The organism is Mycobacterium sp. DL, assembly GCF_039729195.1.
Taxonomy (GTDB): Bacteria; Actinomycetota; Actinomycetes; order Mycobacteriales; family Mycobacteriaceae; genus Mycobacterium; species Mycobacterium hippocampi_A.
Genome location: NZ_CP155796.1, coordinates 4,658,813 through 4,676,292 on the forward strand (window position 1 = coordinate 4,658,813; position 17,480 = coordinate 4,676,292).

The 17,480-nt window shown below is 66.2% G+C and carries 17 protein-coding genes; 13 read left to right on the forward strand and 4 right to left on the reverse strand.

All coding sequences use genetic code 11. The features are described 5' to 3' along the window. Positions 1-26: 26 nt before the first annotated feature. The 9 genes from ABDC78_RS22210 to ABDC78_RS22250 are packed head-to-tail and all read left to right on the forward strand — an operon-like array spanning position 27 to position 11,405. Positions 27-1,865: an NAD(P)/FAD-dependent oxidoreductase gene (locus tag ABDC78_RS22210; RefSeq protein WP_178358319.1), complete on the forward strand. Its 1,839-nt coding sequence runs from the start codon at positions 27-29 to the stop codon at positions 1,863-1,865. A gap of 1 nt (position 1,866) precedes the next feature. Next, entirely contained in the window at positions 1,867-2,781 is a 915-nt protein-coding gene (locus ABDC78_RS22215; RefSeq protein ID WP_178358397.1) for an SDR family NAD(P)-dependent oxidoreductase, read from the forward strand. Next, positions 2,774-3,943, forward strand: a complete 1,170-nt coding sequence (locus ABDC78_RS22220) for a CoA transferase (protein ID WP_178358318.1) — start codon at positions 2,774-2,776, stop codon at positions 3,941-3,943. The genes ABDC78_RS22215 and ABDC78_RS22220 overlap by 8 nt, the downstream gene beginning before the upstream one ends. Positions 3,944-3,951: 8 nt before the next feature. Further along, complete coding sequence (locus tag ABDC78_RS22225; RefSeq protein WP_178358317.1) at positions 3,952-5,121, forward strand: acyl-CoA dehydrogenase family protein; 1,170 nt, start codon at positions 3,952-3,954, stop codon at positions 5,119-5,121. Continuing rightward, positions 5,118-6,035 carry an acyl-CoA dehydrogenase family protein gene (locus ABDC78_RS22230; RefSeq protein WP_178358316.1) on the forward strand — a complete coding sequence of 306 codons (918 nt, stop codon included), beginning with the start codon at positions 5,118-5,120 and terminating at the stop codon, positions 6,033-6,035. The genes ABDC78_RS22225 and ABDC78_RS22230 overlap by 4 nt, the downstream gene beginning before the upstream one ends. Continuing rightward, positions 6,032-7,213, forward strand: coding sequence for an acyl-CoA dehydrogenase family protein (locus tag ABDC78_RS22235; protein ID WP_178358315.1), 1,182 nt, complete (start codon positions 6,032-6,034; stop codon positions 7,211-7,213). Before ABDC78_RS22230 ends, ABDC78_RS22235 begins: the two co-directional genes overlap by 4 nt. Continuing rightward, a complete protein-coding gene (locus tag ABDC78_RS22240) occupies positions 7,213-8,214 on the forward strand; it encodes an acyl-CoA dehydrogenase family protein (RefSeq protein ID WP_178358314.1) in 1,002 nt (333 codons plus the stop codon). The genes ABDC78_RS22235 and ABDC78_RS22240 overlap by 1 nt, the downstream gene beginning before the upstream one ends. 25 nt (positions 8,215-8,239) lie before the next feature. Next, positions 8,240-9,952, forward strand: coding sequence for a thiamine pyrophosphate-binding protein (locus tag ABDC78_RS22245; protein WP_178358313.1), 1,713 nt, complete (start codon positions 8,240-8,242; stop codon positions 9,950-9,952). A 28-nt stretch (positions 9,953-9,980) separates the two neighbouring features. Beyond that, entirely contained in the window at positions 9,981-11,405 is a 1,425-nt protein-coding gene (locus ABDC78_RS22250; protein WP_178358312.1) for an aldehyde dehydrogenase family protein, read from the forward strand. 89 nt (positions 11,406-11,494) lie between these two features. Here ABDC78_RS22250 and ABDC78_RS22255 read toward each other — a convergent pair whose 3' ends face one another. Continuing rightward, the gene (locus tag ABDC78_RS22255; RefSeq protein ID WP_178358311.1) at positions 11,495-11,713 is read right to left on the reverse strand and encodes a DUF2945 domain-containing protein; all 219 of its coding nucleotides are present in this window, start codon (positions 11,711-11,713) and stop codon (positions 11,495-11,497) included. A gap of 100 nt (positions 11,714-11,813) precedes the next feature. Between ABDC78_RS22255 and ABDC78_RS22260 the strand changes: the two genes are divergently transcribed. Further along, positions 11,814-13,058, forward strand: a complete 1,245-nt coding sequence (locus tag ABDC78_RS22260; RefSeq protein ID WP_178358310.1) for a KasA/KasB family beta-ketoacyl-ACP synthase — start codon at positions 11,814-11,816, stop codon at positions 13,056-13,058. 13 nt (positions 13,059-13,071) lie between these two features. Here the strand turns inward: ABDC78_RS22260 and ABDC78_RS22265 are convergent, their stop codons facing one another. Together ABDC78_RS22265 and ABDC78_RS22270 are read right to left on the reverse strand one after the other, a co-directional pair. Then, positions 13,072-13,968: a cyclopropane mycolic acid synthase family methyltransferase gene (locus tag ABDC78_RS22265; RefSeq protein WP_306172909.1), complete on the reverse strand. Its 897-nt coding sequence runs from the start codon at positions 13,966-13,968 to the stop codon at positions 13,072-13,074. 98 nt (positions 13,969-14,066) lie between these two features. Further along, positions 14,067-14,999, reverse strand: coding sequence for a cyclopropane mycolic acid synthase family methyltransferase (locus ABDC78_RS22270; RefSeq protein WP_306172906.1), 933 nt, complete (start codon positions 14,997-14,999; stop codon positions 14,067-14,069). A gap of 204 nt (positions 15,000-15,203) precedes the next feature. On the opposite strand from ABDC78_RS22270, the gene ABDC78_RS22275 reads away from it, so the two are divergent. Next, positions 15,204-15,932 (forward strand): 3-keto-5-aminohexanoate cleavage protein, encoded by a 729-nt coding sequence (locus tag ABDC78_RS22275; RefSeq protein WP_178358309.1) that lies wholly within the window; start codon positions 15,204-15,206, stop codon positions 15,930-15,932. Here the strand turns inward: ABDC78_RS22275 and ABDC78_RS22280 are convergent. Then, positions 15,922-16,368, reverse strand: a complete 447-nt coding sequence (locus tag ABDC78_RS22280; RefSeq protein ID WP_178358308.1) for a cupin domain-containing protein — start codon at positions 16,366-16,368, stop codon at positions 15,922-15,924. The genes ABDC78_RS22275 and ABDC78_RS22280 overlap by 11 nt on opposite strands. 25 nt (positions 16,369-16,393) lie before the next feature. Here ABDC78_RS22280 and ABDC78_RS22285 point away from each other — a divergent pair, with 25 nt between their 5' ends. Continuing rightward, the gene (locus tag ABDC78_RS22285; RefSeq protein ID WP_178358307.1) at positions 16,394-16,819 is read left to right on the forward strand and encodes a hypothetical protein; all 426 of its coding nucleotides are present in this window, start codon (positions 16,394-16,396) and stop codon (positions 16,817-16,819) included. Next, a complete protein-coding gene (locus tag ABDC78_RS22290) occupies positions 16,816-17,412 on the forward strand; it encodes a GNAT family N-acetyltransferase (RefSeq protein WP_178358394.1) in 597 nt (198 codons plus the stop codon). The genes ABDC78_RS22285 and ABDC78_RS22290 overlap by 4 nt, the downstream gene beginning before the upstream one ends. Positions 17,413-17,480 lie beyond the last annotated feature (68 nt).

A 17,480-nucleotide genomic window follows, 5' to 3' on the forward strand; every position in this document is an offset into this window, starting at 1 on the left:
CGAATCCGCCCAGAAGAAGGAGAACAGTGAACACGTGCGGGCCCACTGACACCCCCACCGACATCGACATCCCGGCGATGCGGGAGAAGTACGCCGCCGAACGAGCCAAGCGTCTGCGAGCCGACGGCGCAACGCAGTATCTGGAACTCGAAGGGGACCTCGCCGAGTTCTATGAGGTCGACCCCTACACAACGGTGACGGAGCGTGACCCGATCGTCGAGGATGTCGAGGTCGTCATTCTCGGCGGAGGCTTCGCCGGTCTGCTGGCCGGGGCGTACCTGAAGAAGGCCGGTGTCGAAGGGATCCGCGTCATCGAGATGGCCGGCGACTTCGGCGGTGTGTGGTACTGGAACCGATTCCCCGGAATCCAATGTGACAACGACGCCTACTGTTACATCCCGCTGCTCGAAGAACTCGACTTCATGCCGTCGAAGAAGTTCGCAGACGGTGCCGAGATCTTCCAGCACTGCCGAAACGTCGGGAAGCACTTCGGGCTGTACGACGGCGCACTGTTCTCGACTCAGGTACGCGAATTGTGTTGGGACGATGCGACCGAGCGCTGGCAGATCAGCACCGACCGTGGCGATGAGATCCGGGCTCGCTTCGTCGTCATGGCGCAAGGCTCCTACAACCGGCCGAAGTTCCCTGGAATCCCCGGTATCGGTGACTTCAAGGGACACATGTTCCACTCCGCGCGCTGGGACTACGAGTACACCGGCGGTGATGCTGACGGCGGTCTGGACAAGCTCGCGGACAAGCGCATCGCCCTCGTCGGCACCGGCGCCACCGGTATCCAACTGGTGCCGCACCTCGGTCGTGATGCGCAGCAGCTCTTCGTGTTTCAGCGGACACCGTCGTCGGTCGACCAGCGGTCCAACCCACCCACCGATCCGGCCTGGGCCGCGGCTCTGCAGCCGGGCTGGCAGGAAGAGCGCAAGCGCAACTTCCACAACTGGTCGCCGTTCGTCGGCGTCGTGTTCGGTGAGCCGGATCTGGTGTGCGACTTCTGGACCGAGCTCGGCCGAAACCTGACCGCAAGGATCGCGGGCAGCGATGACCCCACAGCGGTGACGATCGAGCAGATCATGGCATTCCGGGAAGAGGAAGACTACAAGATCATGGAGCGGCTACGTCGCCGCGTCGCCCAGATCGTCGAGGATCCTGACACCGCCGAGGCCTTGAAGCCGTACTACCGCTTCATGTGCAAGCGGCCCACGTCCAGCGAGCAGTACCTGGCCACGTTCAACCGCCCCAACGTGACGCTCGTCGACGTGTCGGCGTCCAAGGGTGTGGAGCGGATGACGGAAAAGGGCATCGTCGCAGACGGTGTCGAGTACGAGGTCGATTGTGTGGTCTTCGCCAGCGGATACGAGATCTCCACCGAGATCAGCCGCAGGTATGCGATCGAATCCATCACCGGCCGAGACGGGTTGTCGCTGTTCGACTACTGGCAGGACAACTACAAGACGTTGCACGGCATGACCAGCCGAGGTTTCCCCAACCAGTTCTTCATGGGCTTCATCCAGGGAGGTGTGTCGGCGAATACCACGGCGATGTTCGAGCAGCAGGCCAAACACATCGCCTACATCATCGCCGAGGCGCAGAACCGCGGTGCCACCACCGTCGAGCCCAGCGAGGAAGGCCAGAACAACTGGATCACCACCGTCCGAGAGCTTTCCATCGACAATTCGGCGTTTGAATTGTCATGTACACCAGGCTATTACAACAACGAGGGCCGAGGCGGTGCGGACGGGAACGGGTCGTTCCTCGGCGACTTCTATTCGCCCGGCTTCTACGCGTTCGAGGATTTGATCACGGCGTGGCGGGACAAGGGTGATCTCGGTGGCCTCGAACTCAGACGATGATATGAGATTCGACGGTCGGGTGGCCGTGGTCACCGGCGGCGGGCGTGGGCTGGGCCGCTCCTATGCGCTGCTGCTGGCCGCCCACGGCGCCAAGGTCGTCGTGAACGATCCCGGCGGCGAACTCGACGGTGACGGCGCCGACCTGGGTCCGGCACACGAGGTGGTGCGCGAGATCGTCGACGCCGGCGGTGAAGCCGTCGCCAGCACCGACTCGGTCGCCACGCCCCTTGGCGGACAAGCCATCGTCGAGACCGCGATGCAGCGCTTCGGCGGGATCGACATCCTGATCCACAACGCGGGAATCGTGCGCCGGGCGTCGTTGGCGCACATGACCTATGACGACTTCGACGCGGTGCTCGACGTCCACCTGCGCGGCGCCTTCCATGTGGTGCGACCGGCGTTCCCGGTGATGTGCGAGGCCGGCTACGGCCGAATCGTGCTGACGTCCTCGATCGGCGGCCTGTACGGCAACCACGAGGTGGCCAACTACGCCGTCGCCAAGGCGGGTGTCATCGGTCTGTCCAACGTCGCGGCGATGGAGGGTGCGGCTCACAATGTGACCAGCAACGTGATCGTCCCGGCTGCCGTGACCCGGATGGCCGAGGGCATCGACACCTCCGCCTACCCGCCGATGGGTCCGGACCTGGTCTCTCCCGTCGTGGGTTACCTCGCCCACGAATCCTGCTCTGTCACAGGCGAGATGTTCGTCGCACTGGCCGGTCGGGTCGCTGCCGCCGCCGTCACCGAAGCACCGGGGGTCTACCGGCCTTCCTGGGGGATCGCGGATGTCGCCGAGCACATCGGTGCTATCCGGGACATGTCAGAGCCTCTGAGATTCCCGGTGGTGCCCGACGGGCACGGCGATCACATCCGGTACAGCTTCTCGATGGCCAACAGGGGAGAGGTCCATGCCTGAATCTGGACCGTTGGCGGGCGTGCGCGTCGTCGACCTCACCGCGATGGTGATGGGGCCGTACTGCACTCAGATCATGGCCGATATGGGTGCCGAGATCATCAAGGTCGAACCGCCACAGGGGGATAACACCCGCTACATCTCGGTCGGACCGGTCTCCGGGATGAGCGGGGTGTTCGTCAACGTCAACCGGGGCAAGCGCAGCGTCGTGCTGGACCTGCAGGAGGATTCCGGCAAGGCCGCGATGCGCGCGCTCATCGAACGGGCCGACGTGTTCATCCACTCGATGCGCGCCAAGGCCGTCGCCAAATTGGGATTCGGTTATGCCGACGTCGCAGCGATCAACCCGGCGATCATCTACACCAACTGTTACGGCTACGGCAGGCGGGGACCCGAGCGCGACCGGCCCGCCTACGACGACACCATCCAGGCCGAATGCGGATTACCCTATGTGCAGCAACAACTCACCGGCGAAGCCGACTACGTCGGCACCATCATCGCCGACAAGGTCGCCGGGCTGACGGCGCTGTACGCGACGACGATGGCGCTGTTCCACCGGGAGCGCACTGGGGAGGGGCAGGAGGTCGAGGTCGCCATGTTCGAGACGATGGCGTCCTTCATGCTGGTCGAGCATGCCAATGGTGCCATGTTCGACCCCCCTCTCGGGCCGGCGGTCTACCCGCGCACCGTTGCCCCGAACCGCAGGCCCTACCGCACCAAGGACGGCCACATCGCGGTGCTCATCTACAACGACAAGCATTGGAACGCGTTCATCGCCGCGGTGCAGCCGCCATGGGCCTCGGATCTGTACGCAACGTTGGAGATGCGTGCGCACCAGATCGACACCGTGTACGGCCTGGTGGCCGAGACGCTGGTGCAGCGCACGACCGACGAATGGCTGGCGCTCTTCGGTGAACTGGAGATCCCGGCGGCGCCGCTGAACTCCCCGGATGCGCTGTTCGACAATCCTCATCTCAACGCGGTGGGGCTCTTCGAAACCGTGGACACCCCGCACGGCAAGGTGCGGTTTCCCGGCGTGCCGACGTGGTTCTCGCGCACCCCGGGCCGGGTGCGCGGGCCGGCACCGGAACTCGGCGCCGACACCGCGACCGTGCTCGATGAACTCGGGCTGGGTGCGGCCGCCGATGTGGTGGGGTCGGGGTAGGGGCACCGATGGATTTCGACATGGGCAAGCGTGCCACCGATCTTCGCAGCGAACTGCGGGATCTGGTCTCAGAACAGGTCCCCGAGCACTTCCTCGGCGCCTTCACCGACGATCCGACGGATCTGCAGACCGCGCAGCGGTTCTGCCGCACCCTCGCCGAGCGCAACCTTCTGTGCCTGGCGTGGCCCGAGGAGTTCGGCGGCGCCGGCGCCTCGGTCTGGGAGCAGACGGTGGTGCGCGAGGAGATGTGGGCACACCACGAACCACGCGGCGCGCAGTACATGGGCGTCAACTGGGTCGGGCCGATCATCATGCGGCACGGCACCGCCGAACAACAGCGCAGGCACCTGCCGCCGATCGCCGCGGGTGAGGTGATCTGGTGCCAGGGCTTCTCCGAACCCGAGGCCGGCTCCGATCTGGCGTCGCTGCGCACTCATGCCCGGCCGGACGGTGACGGTTGGTTGGTCAGCGGGCAGAAGATCTGGACGTCGTACGCGACCATGGCGCAGTGGTGTTTTCTGCTGGCCCGCACCTCGCGAGTGGGCGAAGGCGCAACCCAGAAGAAGCAGCAGGGCCTGACCATCTTCCTTGTGCCGATGGATGATCCGGCGATCACGGTGCGACCGATCGGCTGCATCATGGGGCCGCACCACCTCAACGAGGTGTTCTTCGACGATCTGCGGGTCACCGACGCCGACGTCCTGGGCACGGTTGATCAGGGTTGGTCGATCGTGCAGGACGTGATGTCGTTCGAACGGGTCGGCATCGCCAGATACGCCCGGTGCGAACGCCTGCTCGCGGCGGCACCCGGCGTGCTCGGGGAGCGGTGGGACGAGCTGCCCGGGGAGTTGCGCGGACGCTGGATCCGGATGCTCACCCATTGCCGCCGTGCGCGATTGCTGGCCTACCGGGTGGTGGAGCGGCAGAGCAGCGGCCGGATCGCACCGGGCGACGCGGCCGCCTACCGCATCGCGGTGACCACCCTCGACCAGGACAGCGCCGAGGTACTGATGGACATCGCCGCCGAGGTCGTGCACAGCGATGCCCGGGCGGAGTGGTTCCTCGGTGAGGTGGCCGACCACTGGCGTTACTCCCAGGCGTCCACGGTGTCCTCGGGAAGCATCGAGATGCAACGTATTCTGCTGTCACGGTCGCTGCTCGGAGGTGGCCGACGATGATCCTGGATCTCAGCGACGACGCCCTGGAGTACGGACGTCAGGCCCGCCACGCCTTCGACGCCGCCGGTGGTGACCAGTTGGTGGCGCAGGCCGAAGCGGCCCCCGCTCGCCGGGAACACCTGGTCGGCCCGGTGCTCGCCGAACTCGGCGCGTGGGACCTCGACCCGCGCACCGACAGCGATGGTCTCGAGGCAGCCGCGGCCCTGTGCCGCAGCGCGGGTTACTGGGCATTGCCCTACCCGCTCGCCGAGCGCCTCGCTGCGCCGGCCGATATGAACGTCGACGGCCTGATCGTCGTCGCCGGCGCACGTCCGTCGGGAGCTGTGGCCGGGCTCGAATCCGATTGGATTGCAGTCACCCTCGACGGTCGGCGCAGCAGGGTCGTGGCGAAAGGGCCGATTCAGCCGGGCTTCGTCACCGAACTGGAGTTGTCCGAGATCGACGACGGCGGGGCCCGCGACGTGGCGCTGGGCCTGGTGCTGCCGTGCTGGACGCTGCTCGGCATGCTGGACCGCGCATTGGAGCTGACGATCGCACATGTGAACCTGCGCAAACAGTTCGGCCAGTCGCTGTCGGCGTTCCAGGGTGTGCAGTTCCAGTTGACCGACGCGGAGGTGGAGCGCGCCGGGGTGGACATCCTCGCCAAGCACGCCCTGTGGAGCATCGCCACCGGCCGATCCGATGCCACCGAAGACGCTCTGGCGCTCCGTATGTCGGCTCTCGATGCCGCCGACGTGGTGTTCCGCGTGTGCCATCAACTGCACGGCGCCGTCGGCTTCTGCGACGAGACCACGTTGTCGTGGCTGTCGCGCTACAGTCAGCCGCTGCGACGCCTCCCCTTCGGCGTGTCCGCGACGCTCGACCATCTGACCCGATCCGCCGGTCGGCGCGGACTCACCGGGCTGTACTCGTGAGCGAACTGGACGACTTCCGCGCCGATGTGCGCGCCTGGTGTGCTGAGCACGTCCCGGCGGATTGGCGCTCCCGGCAGACCGGCGTCGACGACGAGGAGTTCGTGCGCTTCCAGAAGGCGTGGTTCGCCGAACTGCACAGCGCAGGATTTGCGGTCCCGCACTGGCCGGCCGAGTGGGGCGGGGGCCCGCGCACGCGAGGAGCAGAAATGTGCCTGCCGGTCGACAAGCAGGTGGTGCTTTACCAGGAACTGGCCGCCCACGACGCGCCGCGGTTGGTGCTCGCGTTCGTCGGGATCCATCACGCCGCGTCGACGCTGCTCATCGCCGGCACCGAAGAGCAGCGTCGGCGCCACCTGCCGGCGATCCTCGGCGGTGAGATCTGGGTGCAGGGTTTCTCCGAACCCGAAGCCGGATCAGACCTCGCCTCGCTGCGCACCACCGCGCGCCGTGTCGGCGACGAGTACATCGTCAGCGGCCAGAAGCTCTGGGCCAGTGGCGGTATGCACGCCGACTGGTGCCTGCTGCTCGCCCGCACCGACCCGGAAGCCCCCAAGCGGAAAGGGATCTCGTACTTCCTTCTCGACATGGCGAGCCCAGGGGTCGACGTGCGGCCCATCCGCAACGCGGTCGGCGATTCGCACTTCTGCGAGATCTTCCTCGATGAGGTGCACATCCCGGCGGCCAACCTGATCGGTGCGGAGAACGCGGGCTGGCAGGTGGCGCAGGAAACGCTCGGAGCTGAACGCGGAATGACGATGCTTGAGCTGGCCGAACGGCTCGGCAACGCGGGATTCCGATGGCTGCTGCAGTCCGCCCCGGTTGACGACCCCGTCGTCGCCGACCGGCTCGCGCAGTTCGAGATCGAGCTCACCGGCCTCCGCGGGATGTGCCGCCGACTCGTCGAGCGCGGCGCATCCGGTCCGGCCGACGCGTCGATCGTCAAGCTGTACTACAGCGAGCTGCTGCAACGACTCACCGACTTCGGTGCCGAGATCGGCGGGCCCGGAGCCCACACAGTCCTGAGCAAGCCCATGTCCAGCGGGTGGGAGTCGGGCTCCTGGGTGCTCGATTTCATCGGCTCCTGGGAGTGGACGATCCCCGGTGGTGCCAGCGAGATCCAACGCACCATCATCGCCGAACGCGGTCTGGGGCTGCCCCGAGAGCCGAGCGCGGTCTGATGTCGGCCACCGAATTCGCGGAGTTCCACGACGAACTCCGATCCGTCGCCGGTGACCTGCTCGCCAAGGAGCGCGAGGTGGGGTGGGCGGCGCTGGTCGACGCCGGATGGGCCGGGCTGGAGGTGCCGGAACCGCTCGGCGGTGCCGGAGCCACCTTCGGCGAGACCGCAGTGATCCTCGAGCAGATCGGCCGGTCAGCCGGCACGAACAGCTTCCTCGGCGGTGCGGTACTCAGTGTGGGACTGCTGAAAACGTTGCAGCGCAGTGCAGCACGCGATCGGCTACTTGTCGATGTGGCCGACGGTGACAGCAGGCTTGCGGTGGTCACCGGTGACTTCGTGATCGCCGGGGGTCGCCTGTCGGGACACGCCGAGTTCGTCCCGGACGTGATCGGCGCGGACCGTCTGCTGGTGATCGCCGATGTCGGGGTGGCGGCGGTGTCCACCGCGGAGCTGGCGGTGGTCGCACAACCCGTCGTCGACGAGACCCGGCGACTGGCCGAGGTGGTCGCGGACAAGGTGGCCGTCGACGAGGTGCTGACGTGTGACGTCGACCCCGCAACGGCACGGAGCGTGCTGCAGGACCGCGCATCGGTCGCGATCGCATGCGACAGCCTGGGTCTGGCCGAGCAGATGCTCCTCGCGACAGTGGAATACGTCAAGGTCCGCCACCAGTTCGGTCGCCCCATCGGCTCGTTCCAGGCGGTCAAGCACGCCTGCGCGGACATGCGGGTCAGCATCGAGGTGGGTCGCCAGCTCGTCGACGACGCGGTTGCGCTGATCGCCGAGGGGGCGGATGCGGGTGTCGCAGCAGCGATGGCGAAAGCCCAGGTCACATCGGTCGCCGTCGACGTCGTCGGCAAGGCCATGCAACTGCACGGCGGTATCGGCTACACGTGGGAGAGCGGTGTCCACACCTACCTCAAACGCGCCCTTCTGAACCGCTCACTGTTCGGATCGCCTGCAGCACAACGACAACGAATCTCCCGCCGATATTTGTGATAGTCCGGATGAAAAGGATATGACCATGGGTGTACCCGTGTACAAACGCATTCTCGACCTGTTCGAGGCCGAGGGTGTCAACACACTGTTCGGAATCCCGGACCCCAACTTCGTGCACATGTTCTCCGAAGCAGAGGCTCGCGGATGGTCCGTGGTGGCGCCCCATCACGAACTCAGCGCCGGGTTCATGGCGGAGGCCGCGTCACGCATGACGGGCAGGCCCGGACTGTGCATCGGCACGCTCGGCCCCGGCGTCGCCAACATCGCCGGGGCGATGATGTGCGCGCTGGTGGAGAACTCGCCGGTGATCTTCCTCGGTGGCCAGCGAGCCCGCATCACCGAGCGACGGGTACGACGCGGTCGGATCCAATTCGTGCAGCAGGAAGGCCTTTTCACGCCGTCGGTCAAGTACAGTTCGTCGATCGAGTATGCCGACCAGACCGACGAGATCATCCGGGAAGCGATCCGCCGTGCGATGTCGGGCACGCCGGGACCGTCCTACGTGGAGTTCCCGTCGCATGTGATCCTCGAGGAACTCGACGTTCCGGACCCGTTGCCGCCGAGCCGATACCGGCTCGTCGACCAGGGCGCCGGTGGTCGGGAGATCGCTGAGGCGGTCAAGCTCATCAGGGAGGCGAAGAGCCCGATCCTGTTGGTGGGCCACGGTGTTCACACCTCACGTACCCAGGGTCCGGTCAGGGAGCTCGCGGAGCTGATGGCCTGCCCGGTGATCCAGACCTCCGGCGGCACGTCGTTCATCCCGGGATTGCAGGAGCGGACTTTTCCGTACCTGTTCTCCCCGGCCGCCAACCAGGCAGTCGAGGATTCCGATCTGTGTGTCGCGCTGGGCACCGAACTCGGTGAGCCGATGCACTACGGCCGGACCCAGCACTGGGCCGGAAACGACGCCAACCGCAAGTGGGTGTACGTCGAGCAAGACCCGACCGCCATCGGCGTGAACCGTGCCTTCGACGTGCCATTGGTCGGGGATCTACGAGGCGTGGTGCCGCAGCTCGTCGAGGCGCTACGGGACACCCCGCGCGCACCGTCGGCCAACCTCGATGCCCTGATCAAAGCAGACGCCGCCGAGATTGCGCGGGTGGCCGAGGACGCCCCGAGTGGCCGGACCCCGGTGCACCCGGCCCGCTATGTGGTCGAGGCGACCAAGGCGTTCGCCGAACTCACCGACGGCATCATGGTGCGCGACGGGGGCGCCACGGTGATCTTCCAGTGGACCTACTCGCAGTCCAAGCCGCGCGACGTGATCTGGAACCAGAACTTCGGGCACCTCGGCACGGGCCTGCCGTACGCCGTCGGTGCCTCGGTCGCCGAGGGTGGCAAGCGCCCGGTGATGCTGCTGACCAGTGATTCGGCGTTCCTGTTCCACATCGCGGAGTTGGAGACCGCGGCGCGACAGAATCTGCCGCTGGTCTGTGTGGTCGGTGTCGACCATCAGTGGGGGCTGGAAGTGGGCGTCTACAAGCGCACCTTCGCGCAGCCGTCCCCGCAGCCCGGTGTGCACTGGAGCAAGGACGTCCGGATGGACAAGATCGCCGAGGGCTTCGGTTGCCACGGCGAGTATGTCGAGAAGGAAGAGGAGATCGGCCCGGCGATCGCCCGCGCGTACGCCAGCGGCAAAGTAGGTGTGGTGCATGTGTGCATCGACCCGACCGCGAACTCCGAGGAGATGCCCAAGTACGACCGTTTCCGGACCTGGTATGCAGAAGGCACCCAGTAGCCGTGCGAGTTTAGGGAAGGCTAGAACCATGCGCGAATACCTGAAGTTCTACATCGACGGCCAGTGGGTTGATCCGGTCGAACCGAGAACCCTCGACGTCGACAACCCCACCACCGAGCAGGTCTCCGGCCAGATCGCCATCGGGAGTTCGGCCGACGTCGACAAGGCGGTCGAGGCCGCCCGCAAGGCGTTCGACACCTGGTCGCAGACGAGTCGGGAGGAACGCCTGGAGGTGCTCGGCAGGATCATGGCCGAGTATCAGAAGCGTGCCGCCGACCTGGCCGACGCCGTCAGCGAGGAGATGGGTGCGCCCGCATCGCTGGCCGCGGGCCCGCAGGTGAACATGGGTCTGGGTCATCTGGCCACCGCCATGGATGTGCTGAAGAACTTCCAGTTCGAGGAGCAACTCGGCAGCACCCTGGTGGTCAAGGAACCGATCGGTGTCTGCGGCCTGATCACGCCGTGGAACTGGCCGATCAACCAGATCGCCTGCAAGGTCTTCCCGGCATTGGCCACCGGCTGCACGATGGTGCTCAAGCCGTCGGAGGTGGCCCCGTACTCTGCTCAGATCTTCACCGAGATCATGGACGCGGCAGGCGTTCCCGCAGGGGTCTACAACCTCGTCTACGGTGACGGACCGGGCGTGGGCGCGGCGCTGTCCAGCCATCCCGACATCGACATGGTGTCGTTCACCGGCTCGACCCGCGCCGGCGTCGACGTCGCCAAGAACGCAGCGGCCACCGTCAAGCGCGTCACCCAGGAGCTCGGCGGCAAGAGCCCCAACATCGTGCTCGACGACGGTGACTTCGCCAAGAGCGTGGCCGCGGGCACGTCGGTGATGATGATGAACAGCGGTCAGAGCTGCAACGCGCCGTCGCGCATGCTGGTGCCCAATGCCCGGATGGACGAGGCGATCGAGATCGCCCGCGAGACCGCGGGTGCGGTGAAGGTCGGCGACCCCGACGACAAGACCGCCATCGGGCCGGTGGCTTCGAAGGTGCAGTTCGACAAGATCCAGGGCCTGATCCAGAAGGGCATCGACGAAGGCGCCACCGTCGCGGTCGGCGGAACGGGCCGTCCCGACGGACTCGACGCCGGGTACTACATCAGGCCGACGGTGTTCGCGAACGTCACCAACAACATGACGATCGCCCGCGAGGAGATCTTCGGCCCGGTGCTGTGCATCCTCGGGTACGACGACCTCGATCAGGCTCTCGAGATCGCCAACGACACCGAGTACGGTCTGGCCGGGTATGTCTCCGGGGCCGATCTGGACCAGGCGCGGTCGGTGGCACGCCGCATCCGCGCGGGTTCGGTCGCGATCAACCACGGCTTCGACCTCAACGCCCCGTTCGGCGGCTACAAGCGCAGCGGGAACGGCCGTGAGTGGGGGAATTTCGGGTTCGACGAGTACCTGGAGACCAAGGCCGCACTGGGTTACGCGCCCAGCTAGCAGTAGCCGGCGAGCGTACGGTTTCTGACGGATCTCGGCGAGATCGCGTCAGAAACCGTACTTTCGCGGACCCGAGAGTCACGGGCCCGTCAACCCGACTTCTTCGTCAGCGCCTCCGGCTTGTGCACCGCGTCGTTGCCGCTCTTGTCGCTGCGCACCCGGTACTGCGGCTCATCCTCGGAAGCCCGGACGTTGCGACCGGCCGCTGTGGTGTCGGAGGTGATCTTCTCCTCGACGGTGCCTTCGGCCGTATTGCCATGGCTCTGCCACGTGACCTTGTCGCCTTTTCTAAACTGGTGGTTGCTCATGGCTGCCCGATTACCCGCAGCGGCGATTGCTGATGCCTTGAGTAATCGCTGTCGTAGGGGGGTAATAGGGGCGTCAGAAATTCGTTGACGCGAGGTGACGATGACAACCAACAGAAAGTTCCCGAACGTAGTGGTGACCGGGGTTGCCATGACAACAGCCCTGGGGACCGACGCAGAAAGCACCTGGCAGGGGCTGCTCGACGGTCGAAGCGGTATCCGCCTGCTCGGCGACTCGTTCGTCGAGCAGTTCGACCTGCCGGTCCGCATCGGCGGTCATCTGCTGGAGTCGTTCGACGACGAGTTGACCCCCGAGGAGCACGCTGCACTGTCGTACGTGCAGCGAATGGCTGTGGTGCTCGGCAGACGGGTCTGGGCGGACGCCGGGGCGCCGGAAGTCGACCCGCGCCGACTGGCGGTGTCCATCGGCACCGGCATGGGCGGGATCGAGGAACTCCTTTTCGCCTACGAACACCTCCGCGAGCATCGCCTCGACGAGGTGTCGCCGACCGCGGTGCAGCAGTACGCGCCCAGTGGCCCATCGGCTGCGGTGGCGCTGGAACGGCATGCGGGAGCTGGTGTGCTCACGCCGGTCTCGGCCTGCGCTTCCGGGTCTGAGGGCATCGCTCAGGTCTGGCGGCACATCGTGCTCGGTGAGGCCGACATCGCCATCTGCGGCGGCGTCGAAGCCAGGATCGAGGCGGTACCGATCGCGGGGTTCGCCAAGATGCGCATCGTGCTGTCGAAGAACAACGACGATCCCGAGGGCGCATGTAAGCCGTTCGACCGGGACCGTGACGGGTTCGTGTTCGGTGAGGGCGGCGCGCTGATGGTGATCGAGACCGAGGAGCACGCCAGGGCGCGTGGTGCGCGGATCCTGGGCAGGTTGATGGGGGCCAGCATCACCTCCGACGGGTTCCACATGGTGGCTCCGGATCCCAACGGCTCACGCGCCGGCTACGCGATGACCCGGGCCATTCAGCACGCCGGCCTGTTGCCGACCGACATCGACCACGTCAACGCCCACGCGACCGGTACCACCGTGGGCGACGTGGCCGAATCGATCGCCATCAACCACGCGCTGGGCAGCCACCAACCGGCGGTCTACGCGCCGAAGGGTGCCCTCGGGCACTCGGTCGGAGCCGTCGGCGCAGTGGAGGCGATTCTGACGCTGCTGGCGCTGCGGGACGGCATCGTGCCCGCGACCCGCAACCTGAAGAATCTTGATCCGGAGATCCACCTCGACGTGGTCGCCGGCAGCGCACGGCCGGGCAACTACCAGTACGCGGTCACCAACTCGTTCGGCTTCGGCGGCCACAACGTCGCGGTGGTGCTCGGACGGGCCTGAGGCCTGTCCGAGCTCAGGCTTTGACGAGGGTGAACTGCCCGAGTTCGCTGATGCCCCGGTTGAAGAAGTCGCTGCAGCCGGTCAGGTACTTCATGTACCGCTGGTAGACCTCCTCGGACGTGGCGGCAACCGCCTCGTCGTGGTGGGCCTCCAGCGCCTCGGCCCAGGTGTCGAGCGTCCGGACGTAGTGCTCGTCGAGCAGCTGTTTCTGCTCCAGCGAGAATCCGACGTCGCCGGACAGTCCGACGATGTCGTCGTCACACGGCACCGACCCGCCGGGGAAGATCTCCTTGGCGATGAACCGCATGAACCGCAGATCGGTCATCGTGATCGGAATGCCCATCTCCGGCCAGCGCTTCAGCGGATGGCCGAGGATCGCCTGGATCACCATGCGGCCGCCGCTGGGCAGCATGCTGTGACACGCCTTGAAGAACGGCGCGTATCGCTCCTGCGGAAACGCCTCGATCGCCTCGAGGCTGATGATGCGGTCGACGTGCTCGTCGAACTGCTCCCAGCCGCGCAGCAGCACGCGGCGTGAACGCTCGGTGTCGATGCCGTCGAGGAGTTCTTGAGCGAACTTGCTCTGGTTCTTGCTCAGGGTGAGGCCGACGACGTTGACGTCGTAATTCTCGACCGCACGCTGCATCACCGAACCCCAGCCGCAACCGATGTCGAGCAGCGTCATGCCGGGCTGGAGATCCAACTTGCCGAGCGCCAGATCGATCTTCGCCATCTGCGCTTCGGCGAGGGTCATGTCGTCGCGTTCGTAGTACGCGCAGCTGTACGTCCGGGACGGATCCTGGAACAGACCGAAGAATTCGTCCGACAGGTCGTAGTGCGCCTGGACCTCTTCGAAGTGGGGCTCCATGGCGCTGCGCTTCTCCGGCGGCTGCACCTTGCTCTCGACCATCGGCAGACCGACCTCCATCCGAACCAAGCGGACACTAGTTTCGTGCACTGTTCTCAGGCTACGTGTGTGCCCACAAATTACTACACCGCCGTCAGTTACTACTTTTCGCAGGTGAATTGGACCACGTCGGTGTATCCCTCGCGGAACAGATCTGCACAGCCGTCGAGGTACTTGAGGAATCGCTCGTAGATCTCCTCGGAGGTGATCTCGATGGCCTCGTCCTTCTTGGACTCCAGGTTCCGCGCCCAGGTGTCCAGCGTCTTGACGTAGTGCGGCTGGAGGTGCTGCTCGCGGGTGACCCGGTAGCCGGCCTTCTCGGCGTGTGACTTGACCATCGACGCCAGCGGCAGACGGCCGCCCGGGTAGATGTAATCCATGATGAACTTGATGAACCGCACCCGGGACATCGTCAGCGGCAGGCCTTTGGCCTTGATCTCTTCATCCTCGGGGATGGTGATCGTGTGCAGCATCTGCACGCCGTCGTCGGGCATCCAGTCGTAGGTCTTCTTGAAGTAGTCGTCGTACTTGTTGAAGCCGAAGTGCTCGAAAGCGCCGATCGAGACGATCCGGTCGACCCGGCCGTCAAAATCCTCCCAGGGCTGCAGGCGCACCTCCATCGTGCGGTCACCCTTGTAGTTGGCGAGCCAGCGGTCCTCGATGTGCTGCTTCTGGTTCTCCGACAGGGTCAGACCGATGACGTTGACGTCGTACTTCTCGACGGCGCGGTTGATCGTGGCGCCCCAGCCGCAGCCGATGTCGAGAAGCGTCATGCCCGGCTCGAGGCCCAGCTTGCCCAGCGAGAGATCGATCTTGGCCATCTGCGCCTGCTCGAGCGTGTAGTCGTCCTTCTCGAAGTAGGCACAGCTGTAGACCTGGTTGGGGTCCTGCCACAGCTTGAAGAATTCGTTGGATATGTCGTAGTGGAACTGGACTTCCTGCTTGTCCGATCCGCGTGTCTGCGACGCGGACTTCGACAACCACGCCGACTCGGCCGTCGTGGTGGTCGGCTCTCCGCCTGAAGTGTTCGACATCGACCCATCCTGTCTGCATAACCCATTACGACGTGCCTGACGGCACGATTGTTTTCTACTACCCATCCGGCCGTCGGGGAAAACGACTCGTTTCGGCGTGTCCGACGACACTAACGGCACGGGGGCGGCGCGATTGCATCAGGTCGAGGCAGTGTCGGCGGGCTCCGCCCTGTCGATTCTGAACATGTAGGCCAAGATTGAGGGATGCCCCGCAGCCCCAAGATCTACGTCAAGGCGTGCATCAACGGCGCGCGCACCCCGGACCAGCACCCCGGTCTGCCCGTCACCCCTGAGCAACTCGCCACCGAGGCGGTGGCCGCACACGGGGCGGGCGCACAGGCCGTGCACATGCATCCCAAGACCGCCGACGGTGTCGACTCGCTGCTGCCCGGCGAGGTGGACGCCGCAGTGGCGGCGGTCCGTCAGGCCGCCCCCGGGCTTCCGTTGGGCGTGACGACGGGTTTCTGGGCGCTGCCGGACGCGCAGCAGCGACTGAAGGCCGTCGAGGGCTGGAGCGTGCTGCCCGACTTCGCGTCGCTGAACTGGCACGAGCCGGGTTCCCCTGAGCTGGCGAAGCTGCTGCTCAGTCGCGGGCTCGGCGTGGAGGTGGGCATCTTCCATGCCGAGGCGGCGCAGTCCTGGGCCGTCTCCGACATCGCACCGCACTGCCTGCGGGTGATGATCGAACTCGGTGCCGACGGCGACATCGCGACGGCCGACGAACTGCTCGCCATGGTGGCGGCGGCAGGCTCACCGGCGCCGACCCTGCTGCACGGCCTCGACGAGAGTTGTTGGCCGCTACTGGAACACGCCGGTGTTCGCGGGGTCCAGACCCGGATCGGGATGGAGGACACGCTGTCTCTGCCCGACGGCTCCACCGCACCCGGTAACGCCGCGCTGGTCTCGGCTGCGGTGGACCTGCTCAGTCGGTAGCGGCTCCGAGGGCGAAGTCGGCGAAGTCGAATCCCGGCACCACCACGCAGCTGACCAGGCAGGGCCGATCGTCACGGGGGCGGGCTCGCTGCCAGTGCCCGGGAGGGACCACGAACTGGGGGCTCTCGCCGGCCACGATGTCGGCGCCCAGCAGATGCGACTGCGCCGAGTCCTGTTCCTCGCCGACCTCCAGGATCAGCGGACCACCCGAGTGGTAGAGCCACAACTCGGCGCTGCGGACCGTGTGCCACGCGGACTGCTGGCCCGCCGTGAGCAGGAACAGGATCGCGGTGCCCGCATTGCGCGGGCCGGCGTAATCCGGCGGCAACGCCGACTGCGGGACGGTGAGGTCGCTGCGCCAGGTCTCACGGAACCAGCCGCCTTCGGGATGCGGGGAAAGGTCCAGCCGACGCGCCCATTCCGGAAGATCGCTCATCGGCCCACACTAGTAGGGTGCGGGCATGGCTCGCGTGCGTCCCGGATGGTTGGTGGCGTTGTGCGCGCTGATCGTCGCGGTGAGCGCGTGGTTTCCGTGGCTGACGTCCAGCGCCGACGGTGGCGGGAGAGCCAATGCGATCGGCGGGATCGGCGGAGCCATGCCGGTACCGCCGCCGGGATTCGGGGTCGGCCAGTTCATCGTGTTGCTCGCATCGTCGTTGGTCATCGCCGGGGCGATGTCAGCGCGCGGCATCTCTGCTCGGATGGCTTCGACGGTGGCGCTGGCGATTTCGGTGATCCTGGTGGTCCTCGCAGGCTGGTTCTACCGCCTCTACGTGTACCCGCCCGTTTCGGCCGGCTACGGGCTCTACATCGGCGCCGCGGTCGCAGCGGCCGCTGTCCTGCTGTCCGTGTGGACCATGCTGACAGCGTGGAGGGCGTCGTCGTGAGTGGATTCGTCGAACAGGTGACGTTGACCGGGGACCGGTGGGTGACGCTGGAACCCCTTACCCGCGAACATCTTCCCGAGATCGAGGCAGCCGCCGCCGACGGTGAACTCGGTGCGCTCTGGTTCACCGCCGCGCCGAAGGCGGGTGCAGCGGCCGACTGGGTGGAGGCAAGACTCGGGGTGCAGCATCCGGACACCGGTCTGACATTCGTGGTGCGCGGACGCGACGGGGCCCTTGTCGGATCGTCGAGCTACCTCAACGTCGACGGCCCCAATCGCCGACTCGAGATCGGCAACACCTGGTATGGCGCCGCGGCCCGGCGCACCGGGGTCAACTCCGAGACCAAGCTGTTGATGCTCGGCCATGCCTTCGACGAGTTAGGTTGTGTGGCAGTGGAGTTCCGCACCCACTTCTTCAACTCGACCAGCCGGGCCGGCATCGAAAGGCTGGGTGCGAAACTCGACGGTGTGCTTCGCAGTCAGCAGATCCTGCCCGACGGTTCGCGGCGCGACACCGTGGTGTACTCGATCCTGGACATCGAGTGGCCCGCGGTGCGCAACAACTTGCGATACCGCCTGTCCCGGCACTCCTGAGACGCCGAGACTGCGGACAGATCGCGAGGTGGCGCTGAGATGCGATCCGTCCGCAGCCCCGATCGGTC